Source organism: Yinghuangia aomiensis (assembly GCF_039542225.1).
Lineage (GTDB): Bacteria > Actinomycetota > Actinomycetes > Streptomycetales > Streptomycetaceae > Yinghuangia > Yinghuangia aomiensis.
The window spans coordinates 49,269-63,139 of the sequence record NZ_BAABHS010000035.1; the positions used below are offsets into that span (position 1 = coordinate 49,269).

Sequence of the window (13,871 nt, forward strand, 5' to 3'; positions counted from 1 at the left end):
GGCCACCCCACCCCGTCACTCATCTCGCCCACCCCGCCCCCGCACCCTTTGCACCCCTTTGCAACCTTTGATGGACTTGTGGAACCCCATATCCACGGAGGCATCCGCAATGTCCGTGTCCTCGTTCGGTTCCTTCGGGTCGTCGGATCCCTTCGGCGAGCTGCTCAACCGGTTCTTCGGCATGTCCCCGGCCGCGTCCCCGCCCGCGGTGCAGCGGGTGCCGATCGGGCGGCTGCTGACGGACTCGGCCCGCGAGCTGCTCGCGCGAGCATCGAACAAGGCGCAGGAAGACGGCAGTTCGGACCTCGACACCGAGCACCTGCTGTGGGCCGCCACCCAGACCGAGCCCGCGCGCGGGCTGCTCGCCCGGGCGGGTGCCGATCCCGACGCGCTCGGCCGCGACCTCGAGGGGATCCTGCCGCGCGAGGACAACGCCCCGTCGTCCGAGCCCGGGCTGACCCCGGCCGCCAAGCGCGTGCTGACCGGGTCGCACGCCCTGTCGCAGGCCTCCGGCGGGTCGTACATCGGGGCCGAGCACATCCTCGGCGCTCTGCTCGACGATCCGGACACCGGTGCCGCCAAGGTCCTCAAGGCCCGCGGTGCGGATCTCGGCGCCGTCGACAACGGCCTGGCACGCGGCGGCGCGGATGCTCCGCAGGGCGAGCCGCAGAAGCCGAGCGAGACCCCGACCCTCGACGAGTACGGCCGCGACTTCACCGAGGACGCCAAGGCCGGGCGCCTCGACCCCGTCGTCGGCCGCGCCGAGGAGATCGAGCAGACGATCGAGATCCTTTCCCGCCGCAGCAAGAACAACCCGGTGCTGATCGGCGAGCCAGGCGTCGGCAAGACCGCGATCGTCGAGGGCCTCGCCCAGCGCATCGTGTCCGGGGACGTGCCGCAGACGCTCAAGGACAAGCGCGTCGTCGCGCTGGACCTGCCCGGCCTGGTCGCCGGGTCGAAGTACCGGGGCGAATTCGAGGAGCGGCTGAAGAAGGTCATCGACGAGGTCAAAGCCGCCGAGCACTCGACGATCCTGTTCCTCGACGAACTCCACACCGTCGTCGGCGCGGGCTCCGGCGGCGAAGGCGCGATGGATGCGGGCAACATGCTCAAGCCCGCGCTCGCCCGCGGCGAACTCCACGCGGTCGGCGCCACCACGATCGACGAGTACCGCCGCTACATCGAGAAGGACGCCGCGCTCGAACGCCGGTTCCAGCCGGTCATGATCCCGGAGCCGTCCGTCGACGAGACCATCGAGATCCTGCAGGGCCTGCGCGACGCCTACGAAGCCCACCACCAGGTCCGCTTCACCGACGAGGCGCTCGTCGCCGCCGCCGAGCTGTCCGACCGCTACGTCAGCGACCGCTTCCTGCCCGACAAGGCCATCGACCTCATGGACCAGGCCGGCGCCCGCGTCCGCCTCGCCTCTCTCGGCCGGAGTACGGCCGTCGCCGACCGCGAGGACGAACTCGCCAAGCTGCGCCGCGAGAAGGACGAAGCCGTCGCCGCCGAGGACTTCGAACGCGCGAACGCCCTCAAGAAGCAGATCGCCGACACCCAAGGCGCCCTCGCCGGCACCGAGGAACGCCGCGAAGGCGTCACCGCCGTCACCGGCGACGACATCGCCGAAGTGCTGTCCCGCAAGACCGGCATCCCCGTCGCCCAGCTCACCGAGAGCGAGAAGGAGCGCCTCCTCAAGCTCGAGGACGCCCTGCACGACCGGGTCGTCGGCCAGGACGAAGCCGTCACCGCGATCGCCCAGGCCGTGCGCCGCAGCCGCGCCGGACTCGGCGACCCGAACCGCCCCGTCGGCTCGTTCCTCTTCCTCGGCCCCACCGGCGTCGGCAAGACCGAGTTGGCCAAGGCCCTCGCGGAGATGCTGTTCGGCGACGACGACCGGATGATCCGCTTCGACATGAGCGAGTTCCAGGAGAAGCACACGGTCTCCCGGCTCATCGGCGCGCCTCCCGGCTACGTCGGCCACGAGGAAGCCGGCCAGCTCACCGAGCAGGTCCGCCGCCGCCCCTACACCGTGCTCCTCTTCGACGAGGTCGAGAAGGCGCACCGGGACGTGTTCAACGCCCTGCTGCAGGTCCTCGACGACGGCCGCCTCACCGACGCCAAGGGCCGCACCGTCGACTTCCGCAACACCGTGGTCATCATGACCAGCAACATCGGCGCCCGCCGGATCCTCGCCCACCACGGCGACGTGGGGGAGATCCGCGAGGACCTGATGAACGACCTGCACGGCCAGTTCCCGCCGGAGTTCCTCAACCGCATCGACGAGATCATCATCTTCCACGGCCTCGGCGAAGACGACCTCGGGAAGATCGTCGACCTCATGCTCGACCAGAGCCGTCGCCGGGTCCGCGCCCAGGGCCTCGAACTCGTGGTCACGGACGCGGCCAAGAAGCTGCTCGTCACACTCGGCCACAAGCCGGAGTTCGGCGCCCGCCCGCTGCGCCGCACGCTGCAGACCGAACTCGACAACCGGGTCGCGAACCTCCTGCTCGGCGGCGAGGCCCAGCCGGGCGACGAGATCGTCGCGGACGCCAAGGACGGCGCGATCGTCTGCGTGATCGGCCGCCCGGCCGCCTCCCGCCCCGGCGCGGACGCGAAGGAGCCCGCGGACGTCTCCGGCTGACCCGCACCGGCACCGGCCCGCAACCGGCCGCGGCACCCGCACCACGACGGCAAACGAGGCCGGTCCGGCATCCCGCCGGGCCGGCCTCCCCCGTGCGGGTGGAACACGGGGGAGGGGCGTCAGGGGATCCCGAGCCCGTCCAGCAGCGCGTCCAAGCCGGACAGGAACTGCCGTTCGGCGCCGCCTTCGGCCAGGATCGGGGCGAGTTCGCGCAGCATCGGGAAGTCGCGGTGCAGCTGGTGCAGCCCGTACCGGTACGCGGGGTCGTCCTCGTCGGGCTCGTCCACGACGGCGCGCATGTCGACGATGACGTAGCCGAGCACCCAGGCGCTGAACGCCCGGTAGGTGTCCACCGCCGTCCGGTCGTCGACGCCTTCCGCGCGCAGCCTGGTCAGGACGCGCTCCGGCAGCCGCAGCACCGACGTGGGTCGGCGGGCCAGCGGCACGGTGATCAGCCGCCCGGTCAGCAGCGGCAGTATGTGCGGGTGCGACACCGCGACCCGGTACAGGGCCAGCCCGATGCGGTGTATTTCGCCCCGCGCCGACGGTGATTCGCCCTCCGGGTCGGCGTCCAGCACCGCGTGGGCTTCGGCGAACACCAGTTCCACGAGGCCCTCGAACACGCCCTCTTTGCCGTCCGCGTAGCGGTACAGCGACATCGGCTCGACATGCAGCTCTCCGGCGAGCTTGCGCATGCTCAGCGCTTCAAGGCCTTCGCGGTCCACCATCGCCAGCGCCGCGTCGAGTATCCGCTGCCTGCTGAGGGGTTGCCGGGCCGGATCCTTGGCGGCCATGGCCGGCCTCCCGGAAATCTTGACGGGCTGACACCGTAGTGCCAGTGTGTACGTATACGCCGTAAATGTACCGATTAAGTGTACTAAGTCGTAAGTGCTGAAATCCACTCCTTCAGGCGTGTCCAAGCAACCGGCGAAAACGGCACTTACGGTGTCCGCCCCCGTCCCCGCGACGGCGGCACGAACACGCCGCACCACACCGGAGCGCGCCCCCATGAGGCACTCCCGAGCCCGGCCGGTACCGCGCCGCGCCGCACCGGCCGACCCGGTCCTGCAGGCCCGGATCATGCGACTGTCGAGCGGCAACGTCGTCCGCGTCACCGGGTACGGACCCCTCTTCGGCGCCCACCCCGCCGCCCGCACCACCGCACCGGACTCCTTCGCCCCCGTGCTCGACCGCCGCGACCGCATCGCCGTGCGCGTGCTGACCGCCGGCTGGGCCGTGTGCTTCCTGTGGTTCTGGATCTGGTGGTGGAACCCCGTGCACCAGGTCGGCTGGTTCGGCATGGCCGTCACCAGCGTCCTGGTCTTCTACCTGGCCGGCCTCCCCGCACACTTCCTCGTCGCCGTCGCCCGGCTGCGCCGCCTCGACCGCAGCACCCCGGTGCCGCGCGTCCCCGTCGCATTCGTCGTCACCCGCGCGCCCTCCGAGGACTGGGAGGTCGCCCGCACCACCCTCACCGCGATGCTCGCCCAGGACTTCCCCGGCCCGTACGACGTGTGGCTGTGCGACGAAGACCCCGGCCCCGACGTGCGCCACTGGTGCCGCGAGCACCACGTCCGCGTCTCCTGCCGCCGCGACGCCCCCGGCTACCACCGGTCCTCATGGCCGCGCCGCACCCGCTGCAAGGAAGGCAACCTCGCCTACTTCTACGACCACTGGGGCTACGGCTGCTACACCGTCGTCGCGCAACTCGACGTCGACCACATCCCCAGCCCGCACTACCTCACCGAAATGGTCCGCCCCTTCGCCGACCCGGCCATCGGCTACGTCGCCGCCCCCAGCGTCTGCGACAAGGACGCCCGCCACTCCTGGTCCGCCCGCGGCCGCCTGCACCGCGAAGCCGTCTTCCACGGCGCGGTCCAACTCGGCCACGACGACGGCTTCGCCCCCCTGTGCATCGGCTCCCACTACGCCGTCCGCACCCGCGGCCTCCGCGACATCGGCGGACTCGGCCCCGAACTCGCCGAAGACTTCTCCACCACGTTCCTGCTCAACTCCGCAGGCTGGCAGGGCGTCTTCGCCATCGACGCGGAAGCCCACGGCGACGGCCCGGTCACCTTCGCCGCCATGGTCACCCAGGAATTCCAGTGGTCCCGCAGCCTCACCACGATGATCTTCGACCTGGTCCCGCGGCACCTCGCCCGGATGCGCCCCGGCCTGCGCATGCGCTTCGGCTTCGCGCTCTCGTACTATCCGCTGCTCGCCCTGACCACCATCGCCGGACTCCTGCTGCCCGCCGTCGCCGCCGTCACCGGCCAACCCTGGGTCAACGTCAACTACTTCGCGTTCCTCGGACACTTCTGGGCGATGACCGCATGGCTCCTCGCCATCATGATGCTGCTCCGCCGCCGCGGCCTCCTCCGACCCGCCACCGCCCCCATCCTCAGCTGGGAAAGCTGGCTCTTCGGCCTGTCCCGATGGCCGTTCGTCGCCTGCGGCGTCATGGCCGCCGCGGCCGGCAAGATCCGGCCGAAGACCCTCGACTTCAAGATCACCCCCAAGAGCCGCCCCGGCCTGGAACGCCTGCCGCTGCGCCTGGTCGCCCCCTACCTGGTGATCACCCTGGTCCTCGGCTCGTGCGCGCTCGCCGGCGAACAGCTCGGCCCCGCCGCCGGATACGTCTTCCTCTGCATCGTCGGCGCCACCGCCTACGCCCTCGTCACCTTCGCCGTCGCCGGCCTCCACATCACCGAAACCGCGCACGCCGCCGGCGTGGCACGCCGCAAAGCCCTCGGCACCATACGCGGCCCCGCCCTCGCCGGACTGGCCGTGCTGCCGCCCCTCGTCCTCGCGATCCTCATCTTCCCGCCCTACGCCGCCGCCGTCTTCGGCTGGTGAGCCCGCACCCGCAAAGGAGGCCCGTCATGCGCGACGAACCGCTCGTCCTGGTGACCGGCGGCGCCGGCTTCATCGGCAGCCACACATGCGTGGAACTCCTGTGCCACGGCTACCGCGTCGTGGTGGCCGACGACTTCTCGCACGGCACCACCGAAGCCCTCGAACGCGTCGAGAAGATCGCCGGACGGCAGCTCGCCGCCGTCCACGGCACCGACATCCGCGACCACAACGCCCTCGCCGCCGTCTTCGACCGGCACCCCGTCGACGCCGTCATCCACTTCGCCGCCCGCAAGGCCGTCGGCGAATCCATGGCCATCCCCGTCGAGTACTACGACACCAACGTCGGCGGCACCACCACGCTCCTCGCCGTCATGCAAGAGCACGGCGTCCACCGCCTGGTGTACTCGTCGTCCTGCTCGATCTACGGCGACGCGCAATCCGTCCCCATCGCCGAAGACGCCCCCGCGCGGCCCACCAACCCCTACGCGGCCTCCAAGCACCTGTGCGAGAGCATCCTCAGCGACGTCTGCGCCCGCCGGCCCGAATACGCCGTCCTCGCGCTGCGCTACTTCAATCCGATCGGCGCCCACCCCGGCGGCCTCCTCGGCGAGGACCCCCGCGGCGAACCCGACAACCTCGTCCCCTACATCGCCCAGGTCGCCGCCGGAGAACGCCCCCTCCTGCACGTCTTCGGCGACGACTACCCCACCCCCGACGGCACCGGCATCCGCGACTACATCCACGTCATGGACGTCGCCGAAGCCCACCGCATCGCCCTCGTCCGCCTATCCGCCCCCGACGGACCCGGCTACCACGCCCTCAACATCGGCACCGGCACCGGCAGCTCCGTCCTCGACCTCATCGGCGCGTTCCGGGAAGCCAGCGGACGCCCCATCCCCTACGACATCACCGACCGGCGCCCCGGCGACGTCGCCGCCCTGGTCGCCGACCCCCGCGCGGCCGCCCGCGCCTGGGGCTGGCACACCGTCCGCGACCTCGCCGAAATGTGCCACGACGCCTGGAACTTCCAGCAGCACAACCCCCGCGGCTACGCCGGATGACACGCACGCACCCGAACAGCCACGCCGCCAGATCAAGAGGAGGAGACATGAAGCTCTCCGTCATCGGCACCGGCTATGTGGGCGCGGTGCATGCCGCTTGTATGGCCGTTATCGGCCACGAAGTCCTGGGCGTCGACACCGACGCCGCCAAGATCGCCGAACTCACCCAAGGCAGGCCGCCCTTCTACGAACCCGGGCTCGCGGAACTGCTCAACCGCACGGTCCGCTCCGGGCGCCTCAACTTCACCACCTCGTTCGCCGAGGCCGCCGCGTTCTCCGACACCCACTTCGTGTGCGTCGGCACCCCCCAGCAGCCCGGCTCGCTCGCCGCCGACCTGCGGTTCCTCGACGCCGCCGTGGACGCCCTCACCGCCGAAGCCGAGGGCCCCTGCCTCGTCGTCGGCAAGTCCACCGTGCCCGTCGGCACCGCCGAACGCCTCGCCAACCGGCTCCGGGACCGCGACGGCAACGGGGCCCACGAACACCCGGAAATCGCCTGGAACCCCGAGTTCCTCCGCGAGGGCTTCGCCGTCAAGGACACCCTCACCCCCGCCCGGCTGGTCGTCGGCGTCCGCAGCCCGAGCGCCGACCGCACCCTGCGCAAGGTCTACCGGCCCATGGTCAACGCCGGCGTGCCGTTCATCAGCACCGACCCGGCCACCGCCGAACTCCTCAAGGTCGCCTCCAACGCGTTCCTCGCCACCAAGATCTCGTTCATCAACACGATGGCCGAACTCTGCGAAGCCAGCGGCGCCGACGTCGTGACCCTCGCCAACGCGCTCGGCGAGGACCCGCGCATCGGCCACCCGTTCCTGTCCGCCGGACTCGGTTTCGGCGGAAGCTGCCTGCCGAAGGACATCCGCGCGCTCAGCGCCCGCGCCGAAGAACTCGGCGTCCGCGAAGCCGTCACCTTCCTGCGCCAGATCGACGAGATCAACCTGCGCCAGCGGCAACGCACCGTCGACCTCGCCCGCACGCTCCTCGGCGGCGCGTTCGCCGGCCGCAACGTCGCCGTCCTCGGCGCCGCGTTCAAGCCGGACAGCGACGACGTCCGCGACTCGCCCGCCCTCGCCGTCGCCGCCGAGATCCACCGGGAAGGCGCCCACGTGCGCGTCCACGACCCCGAAGCGCTCGCCAACGCCCGCCTGGTGCACCCCGAACTCGACTACGCCGCGACCGTCCACGACGTCTGCGACGGCGCCGACATCGTGCTGCACCTGACCGAGTGGGACCTGTACCGCGGCCTCGACCCGCGCACCCTGGTCCGCCTGGTCCACGCCCCGATCGTCGTCGACGCCCGCAACACCCTCGACCCGGTCGAATGGCGTGCCGCCGGCTGGACCGTCCGCGCGCTCGGCCGCCAAGCCGCACTCGGCACCCCCGACGCGCACGGCACCGCCGCCGAGCCCGAGGTGTCCGGCAACCCCGCGTTCCGGATCGCCGCCACCGGCCTCGACGACGACGACGGCGACTTCGGCCCCTTCGGCTTCCGGCACACCGGTCCGCAGCTCGTCGCCGAGATCGAACCCGGTGCCTACCGCACCGGCCGCCCCGACGCCGCCGTTCCGGACGACCGCCGGCAACCGCCGATCGCACCGAGCGAATACTGACCCGCCCCCGGGCGCCGGAGCCCGGCCGTCACTTCTTGACGGCCGGGTTCGACACGCCGATCACCGGCGGCACCGCCAGCGGCTTCCCGTAGTAGTCGACCAGCACCGACGGATCCACCCCGAGCGCCTTCAGATCGACGCCCTTGCCGTTCACGGCCGGACAGATCGGAACCATCACACCCGCGTCGTTCGGCCCCGACACCACCGGCGCAGACCCGCCCGCCAGACACGGGTCCACGGCCAAACCCGTCGCCCGGCCGTTCAGCAGCTCCTGCTTGTCCGCCGACCGCCACGCGTCCAACGTGTCCATCGTGTTCCCGCCCCACGACACCAGACCGGTCGACGACGTGCCCGTGAAGTAGTTGTTGCCCTGCATCGCCACCGCGTCCGGGCCGTACCCCACATCGGAGACCACCGCCGGCGCGGTCCCGTCCGTGATCAGGATGTTGTTGCGGATCGACGTCCCCGCAAGGCCCTTCCGCAGCCGCAGTGCCGGCGCCGGCTGCGCACCCTGGGACGTCATGACCACGGTGTTCTGGTAGATCTGCAGGTCGTGCACCGCCGTGCCGTGCGCCTCGATCCCGGCGTCCCACGGCAGCTTCCGCGCATCGTTGCTGCTGATGTTGAACCGCACGATGTCGCCGGTCTGCGCTTTGTTGTTGCGGCTCGTGTAGACGAGGAATCCGGGGCCGTCGTTCTGGAACGACAGGTTGTACTGCATCGTCGACGCGGACACGTTCACGTCCATCCCGAACCCGCCGCCGTCGACGTTCGACCCGGTGTGGTTGCGGTAGGACGTGTTGTGCTCGATCAGCATGCCCGTCGAGTCGTACGTCCAGATCCCCTCCGGCCCGAACAGCGAATCCGCCGACGCGTGCGTCCCGTTGTCGTGCGCCGACGACGAACGGATCACCCCGCCGCGCACGCTGCCCAGCACGATCCCGTCACCGGTGTGCCGGTCGCGCGCCGTCGGGTCACCCGCGCTGTCGTACACCTCGACACCGGTCACCACCACCTGCTCGTTGCTGTACGCGGGCGCGGCGTCGTCGTACGGCATCCCGTACGTCACCAGCCCCGCCTCGTGATTGCCGTGCAGCACACTGTTCGTCACCTGCACGTCGCGGAACCCCGACGTCGTCGTCGAGCCCGCCGACACGGCGGTCTTGAAGCTCGACACGTCGACGTGCTGCACCGCCGCGTGCTCCAGCTTCACCGCACCCGGCAGATCGGTGAAGAAGCTGATGCCGGTCTGCGACGCGTACGCCGCCGGGTCGCCGACGAGCACGAGGTCGCGGATCACCACACCCGCGGTGTTGTAGACGGAGATCCCGTCCGTCCCGGCGGCGGCGATCGTCGCCCTGCCGTCTTTGCCGTACGACGCCACCACCGTCGGCAGCGTCGGATTGCCTGCCTCGCCCGGCCCCAGCGACAGCGTCCCGGTGAACCGGTCGCCGCCGCGCAGCAGCAGCCAGTCGCCCGCCTTGTACTTGGCCTGGTCGGCCCGCGCCAGCGTCTTCCACGCGTTCTTCGACGACGTGCCGCTGTTCCCGTCGTCGCCGCTCGCACTGATGTAATAGGTGTGCCCGCCCGACGAGTTCTTCGGCGCCGCGGACCCCGAGTCGTGTGGAAGATCCGAACACGCCCCGGTGCCCACCAGCACGCCCGCCGCCACGGCCGCACACCACGCGATCAGACCGCGCCGCCGCCTGCGCGGCCTGCTCGGGTGCCGGCGGTGCGCGGATCCGGACGCGGGCGCGGAGGCGGCCATGGTCAACTCCTGGGCGCGACGGGGACGGGGATCCGGGTGCGGAACCAGTCGGCGGTCCGCCGCAGCCCGTCGTCGAGCGGAACGCGCGGCGTCCAGCCGAGGCGGTCCCGGGCCCGGTCGACGACCGGACGGCGCCGCACGGGGTCGTCGACGGGCAGCGGCGCGTACCGGATCGGCGACGCGGAGCCGGTGACGTCGAGCACGAGCTGCGCCAGCTCGGCGACCGTGCGCTCGTTGGGGTTGCCGAGATTGACCGGCCCGGGCTCGGCGGCGTCGAGCATCGCGACCAGGCCCGCGACCAAGTCGTCGACGTAGCAGAAACTGCGGGTCTGCGATCCGTCGCCGTGCACGGTCAGCGGCGTGCCGGAGAGCGCCTGGGTGATGAAGGTGGAGACCACGCGGCCGTCGTCGGGGCGCATCCGGGGCCCGTACGTGTTGAAGATCCGGACGATGCCGACGTCGGCGCCGAGGGTGCGGCGGTACGTGCTGGCGACGGCCTCCGCGTAGCGCTTGCCCTCGTCGTACATGCTCCGCGGCCCGATCGGGTTGACGTGGCCCCAGTAGTCCTCGGTCTGCGGATGGATCTCCGGGTCGCCGTACACCTCGCTGGTGGACGCGAGAACGAACCGTGCCCCGTGACGGCGCGCGACCCGCAGACCGTTCTCGGTGCCGTGGCTGCCCGCCGCGAGCGTCTCCAGCGGCAGCCGCTGGTAATCGGGCGGGGAAGCCGGACACGCCAAGTCGGCGACGGCGTCGAGCGGTTCGGTGAAGTCGAAGTGGTCGGTGACGTCGGCGGGGACGAACCGGAAACGCGGAGAACCGCGCAGGTGGGCGATGTTCGCCTCGTTGCCGGTGCACAAGTTGTCGACGCACACCACCTCGTCGCCGCGCGCGATGAGCACGTCGCACAGATGGGATCCGAGAAAGCCGCTGCCGCCCATGACGAGAACGCGCATGACGTCACCTGGTCGTGTCGCTGTACCGGGCGTGCCGAAAAGACGCCCTTGTTACCAGGGCACACCCGCGGGGCGTGGCGCGCGACTCGGGCGCCGCCTATTTGATGCCGACGACCATGCCCTCCGGCCCGTACAGCGGCGTCGCGGACGTGCTGCGGAAACCCGTTTCGGTGAGCCAGCGGCGGCAGTCGGCCGCGGTGAAGTCGAAGCCGCCGGGTGTCTCGACGAGCATGTTGAGGCTCATCAGCAGGCCGAATGCGTTCGTGCGGCGGGCGTCGTCCACGAGGGACTCGTACACGATCACCGCACCGCCTTCGGGCAGCGCGTCGTGCGCCTTGGCGAGCAGCTTGAGCTTCGTGTCCCGGTCCCAGTCGTGCAGGATGTGCCCGAAGACCAGGACGTCGGCCGGCGGCAGCGAATCGCGCAGGAAATCACCGGGCACGAACCGCACCCGGTCGGAGATGCGGGCCGCCGCGGTGAACTCCTCGAACGGGCCGCCGACCGGCGGCAGGTCGAACCCGACGCCGGTCAGGTGCGGGAACACCGTCACCAGGTGCCCGAGCAACGAGCCCTCCCCGCTGCCGATGTCCGCGACGGACTTGTACCGGTCCCACGGAAACTTCTCCCCGAGCGCGGGCAGCAATGACCGGGTGAGCCCCGTCATCGCCTGCAGGAACATGCGCAGCCGCACCGGGTCGGCATGGCGGGCGTCGAATGCGGGGGTGTCGCGGTCGCGGATCTCGTTCTGCGGCCGTCCGGTGCGCAGACCGTCGGTGAGGCGGCCCCAGAAGCCGTACAGCCGTGCGTTCGCCATGGCGAGGAAGCCGCCGAGGTAGCCCGGCGATCCCGGGACCAGGAAACGGGCGGTCTCCGGCGTGTTCGCGTACCGGCCGTCCTCGCCGTCGCCGTCCCGGGCGAGCAGCCCGAGCGCGACCAGGGCGTCGAGGAAGTCGCGGGCCGCCCGCGGATGCAGGCCGATGCGGTCCCGCAGCTCGGCCGCCGTCCGCGGCCCCTCGGACAAGGCGGGGTACAGTCCCAGCTCCACGGCGCTCAACAACGCTTTCGCGGGCCAGAAACCCATGCCGATCTCCATGATCCGGTCGGCGGTGACGGGGCCGCCGCGAGCGGGGGAGGGGGCGGACGGGTCGGCTGCCGGGTCCGGGCCGGGGGTGGCGTCGCGCTCGGGCGGCGGCGTGGGGCCGGGTGTGCCGTGCTGCTCGGGCGGGGGCTCGGCGGCGGATTCGGATGCGGACACCGGACTCCCTGGGGCGCGGCCGACGGACCGCCCCAGAATCGCGCGCCCGGCGGAACCGAACCGGTCGGCGCCGCAGCCGCATCAACCGATCGGATGACCCGCGATGCGCCGATCGGTTCCGCACCCGACCCGAACGGCCGACCGGAGGCCCGCCGCCGCGGGCGGAAGCTGGAATCCGGCGGAGCCGTCCGCGCGGAACCCGCTGTGCGTCGGGGACCAGGCGGAGCAGGGCACGCGGACCGGGACGGGCGAGAGGAGCGGGCAGTGACGCAACGGCGCGATCGAGTCGAGCGGCCTGGGGGAGTCGCGTCCGGTAACGGGCGGGGGGCGGCGGCCGACGCAGACGGCCCGCGGGTGGCCGGATCATCGTCCTCGCTCGGCTCCGCGCCCTGCCGAGGCCGTCGTGTCGCGTTCGGCCTCATCGGTGCGGAGCGGGAGGCGGGCGTGTCGTCCCCCTCCGGATCGGCACGTCGTCGTGGCCGTCGTATGACCCTTGGTGCCGTCGGGCTGGCCGTCGCCGGACTGCTGCTGAGCGCGTGCGCGTCGGACGGCTCCTCCGCTGCCTCCGGCACGCCGCCCGCGCCTCGCCCCGCCGACGCCGGCGCGGCCCGCGCGCCCGGCACGCCCGCCGTACCCGGTCCTGGCACCCCCGGGCCCGGCACCCCCGCCGCACCCCCGGCCGTCCCCACCCCCGACGGCGAGACCCTCCTTGTCGCCGACTTCGGCGGCAAGACCGTCACTTTTGTCGATCCGGCCCGCGGCGGGCTCGGGTCCGTCGAGGTCGGTACCGCGCCGTACGGCATCGCGCTCGGCTCCGACGGGCGCGCCTGGGTGGCCACCGCGGAAGGTGTCGCGATCGTCGACACCAAGCAGCGCGTCCTGCTCGGCCGAGTCCCCTACACCGTCGACACAGGGCGCCCGACCTACGGCGAGTACCGAGGCGGCGGCATGGGCATCGCGATCTCCCCGGACGGCTCGCGGGTCTACGTCGGCGTCAACATCCCCGGCGAGGACGGCGTCCTCCAGGTCGTCGACACCGCCACGCGGACGGTCGTCGGCTCGGTGCCGACCGGGCGTCGGCCGTTCGACGTCGTCGTCGCCCGCGACGGCTCCGAGGCGTACAGCGTCGACCACGACGCGTACACGGTCACCGCGGTGCGCGCCGACACCCTGTCCGCCCGCCGCATGACCGTCGCCCCCTACGGCACCAAGGGCGGCCTCGGCGGCTGGCTCAAGCCGCACTACGCCGAGATGCGCGCGGACGGGCGCCTCGTCCTCCCGTTCGAAGGCGAACGGCTGGCCGTCCTCGACCCGCGCACCGGCGACGTCGCCGTGGAACGCATGACGGCGAGCACCCACCAGCACGGCACCGCGCTCACCCCCGACGGCCGACTCCTCGTCGTCGGCACCGGCAGCGACGGCACCGTGCACGGGCCCGCGTCGCTGACCGTCCGCGACCCGGCCGGCGGCGAACGCGTCATCCGCCTCCAAGGCGCCCACGAGGACGTCACCTCGAGCCGCGACGGCAAGACCGCCTACGTCACCGGCGGCTTCACCCGCGACGGTTCCTGGGACGGCATCACGGTCGTCGACCTGACCAGCGGCGACACCCGCCGCCTCACGGTCGGCGCCCGGCCGCTCGGCGTCGTCGTCCTGCCCTAGGGGCGCGAATATCCACCGGACGGGACCTGGAGCGCCGAAGGCATGACAGCACTTGAGTC

At 71.9% G+C, this 13,871-nt stretch carries 9 protein-coding genes; 5 read left to right on the forward strand and 4 right to left on the reverse strand.

From position 1 onward, the window contains the following. The first annotated feature begins 109 nt into the window (after positions 1-109). Positions 110-2,644, forward strand: a complete 2,535-nt coding sequence (locus tag ABEA93_RS33985; RefSeq protein WP_345679760.1) for an ATP-dependent Clp protease ATP-binding subunit — start codon at positions 110-112, stop codon at positions 2,642-2,644. Positions 2,645-2,763: 119 nt separating this feature from the next. Here the strand turns inward: ABEA93_RS33985 and ABEA93_RS33990 are convergent, their stop codons facing one another. Continuing rightward, positions 2,764-3,438, reverse strand: a complete 675-nt coding sequence (locus ABEA93_RS33990; protein ID WP_345679761.1) for a TetR/AcrR family transcriptional regulator — start codon at positions 3,436-3,438, stop codon at positions 2,764-2,766. A 214-nt stretch (positions 3,439-3,652) separates the two neighbouring features. Here ABEA93_RS33990 and ABEA93_RS33995 point away from each other — a divergent pair, with 214 nt between their 5' ends. From ABEA93_RS33995 to ABEA93_RS34005, 3 genes are read left to right on the forward strand one after another with little or no spacing between them, the layout of a single operon-like run. Continuing rightward, on the forward strand, positions 3,653-5,500 hold the full coding sequence (locus tag ABEA93_RS33995; protein ID WP_345679762.1) for a glycosyltransferase: 1,848 nt from the start codon (positions 3,653-3,655) through the stop codon (positions 5,498-5,500). A 26-nt stretch (positions 5,501-5,526) separates the two neighbouring features. Further along, the gene (galE, locus tag ABEA93_RS34000; protein ID WP_345679763.1) at positions 5,527-6,561 is read left to right on the forward strand and encodes a UDP-glucose 4-epimerase GalE; all 1,035 of its coding nucleotides are present in this window, start codon (positions 5,527-5,529) and stop codon (positions 6,559-6,561) included. Positions 6,562-6,608: 47 nt separating this feature from the next. Next, entirely contained in the window at positions 6,609-8,171 is a 1,563-nt protein-coding gene (locus tag ABEA93_RS34005) for a UDP-glucose dehydrogenase family protein (protein WP_345679764.1), read from the forward strand. Positions 8,172-8,199: 28 nt separating this feature from the next. Here ABEA93_RS34005 and ABEA93_RS34010 read toward each other — a convergent pair whose 3' ends face one another. The 3 genes from ABEA93_RS34010 to ABEA93_RS34020 form a co-directional block, all read right to left on the reverse strand. Then, entirely contained in the window at positions 8,200-9,939 is a 1,740-nt protein-coding gene (locus ABEA93_RS34010; RefSeq protein ID WP_345679766.1) for a right-handed parallel beta-helix repeat-containing protein, read from the reverse strand. A gap of 2 nt (positions 9,940-9,941) precedes the next feature. Beyond that, on the reverse strand, positions 9,942-10,895 hold the full coding sequence (locus tag ABEA93_RS34015; protein ID WP_345679767.1) for a UDP-glucuronic acid decarboxylase family protein: 954 nt from the start codon (positions 10,893-10,895) through the stop codon (positions 9,942-9,944). A 97-nt stretch (positions 10,896-10,992) separates the two neighbouring features. After that, positions 10,993-12,150: a methyltransferase gene (locus tag ABEA93_RS34020; RefSeq protein WP_345679768.1), complete on the reverse strand. Its 1,158-nt coding sequence runs from the start codon at positions 12,148-12,150 to the stop codon at positions 10,993-10,995. A gap of 486 nt (positions 12,151-12,636) precedes the next feature. Between ABEA93_RS34020 and ABEA93_RS34025 the strand changes: the two genes are divergently transcribed. Then, positions 12,637-13,812 carry a YncE family protein gene (locus ABEA93_RS34025; protein WP_345679770.1) on the forward strand — a complete coding sequence of 392 codons (1,176 nt, stop codon included), beginning with the start codon at positions 12,637-12,639 and terminating at the stop codon, positions 13,810-13,812. The last annotated feature ends 59 nt before the right edge of the window (positions 13,813-13,871 follow it).

Excerpts from the sequence above, each read along its gene's own strand:
- ABEA93_RS33985 (WP_345679760.1), top strand. The coding sequence starts at position 110 with ATGTCCGTGTCCTCGTTCGGTTCCTTCGGGTCGTCGGATCCCTTCGGC.
- ABEA93_RS33990 (WP_345679761.1), bottom strand. The coding sequence starts at position 3,438 with ATGGCCGCCAAGGATCCGGCCCGGCAACCCCTCAGCAGGCAGCGGATA.
- ABEA93_RS33995 (WP_345679762.1), top strand. The coding sequence starts at position 3,653 with ATGAGGCACTCCCGAGCCCGGCCGGTACCGCGCCGCGCCGCACCGGCC.
- galE (WP_345679763.1), top strand. The coding sequence starts at position 5,527 with ATGCGCGACGAACCGCTCGTCCTGGTGACCGGCGGCGCCGGCTTCATC.
- ABEA93_RS34005 (WP_345679764.1), top strand. The coding sequence starts at position 6,609 with ATGAAGCTCTCCGTCATCGGCACCGGCTATGTGGGCGCGGTGCATGCC.
- ABEA93_RS34010 (WP_345679766.1), bottom strand. The coding sequence starts at position 9,939 with ATGGCCGCCTCCGCGCCCGCGTCCGGATCCGCGCACCGCCGGCACCCG.
- ABEA93_RS34015 (WP_345679767.1), bottom strand. The coding sequence starts at position 10,895 with ATGCGCGTTCTCGTCATGGGCGGCAGCGGCTTTCTCGGATCCCATCTG.
- ABEA93_RS34025 (WP_345679770.1), top strand. The coding sequence starts at position 12,637 with ATGACCCTTGGTGCCGTCGGGCTGGCCGTCGCCGGACTGCTGCTGAGC.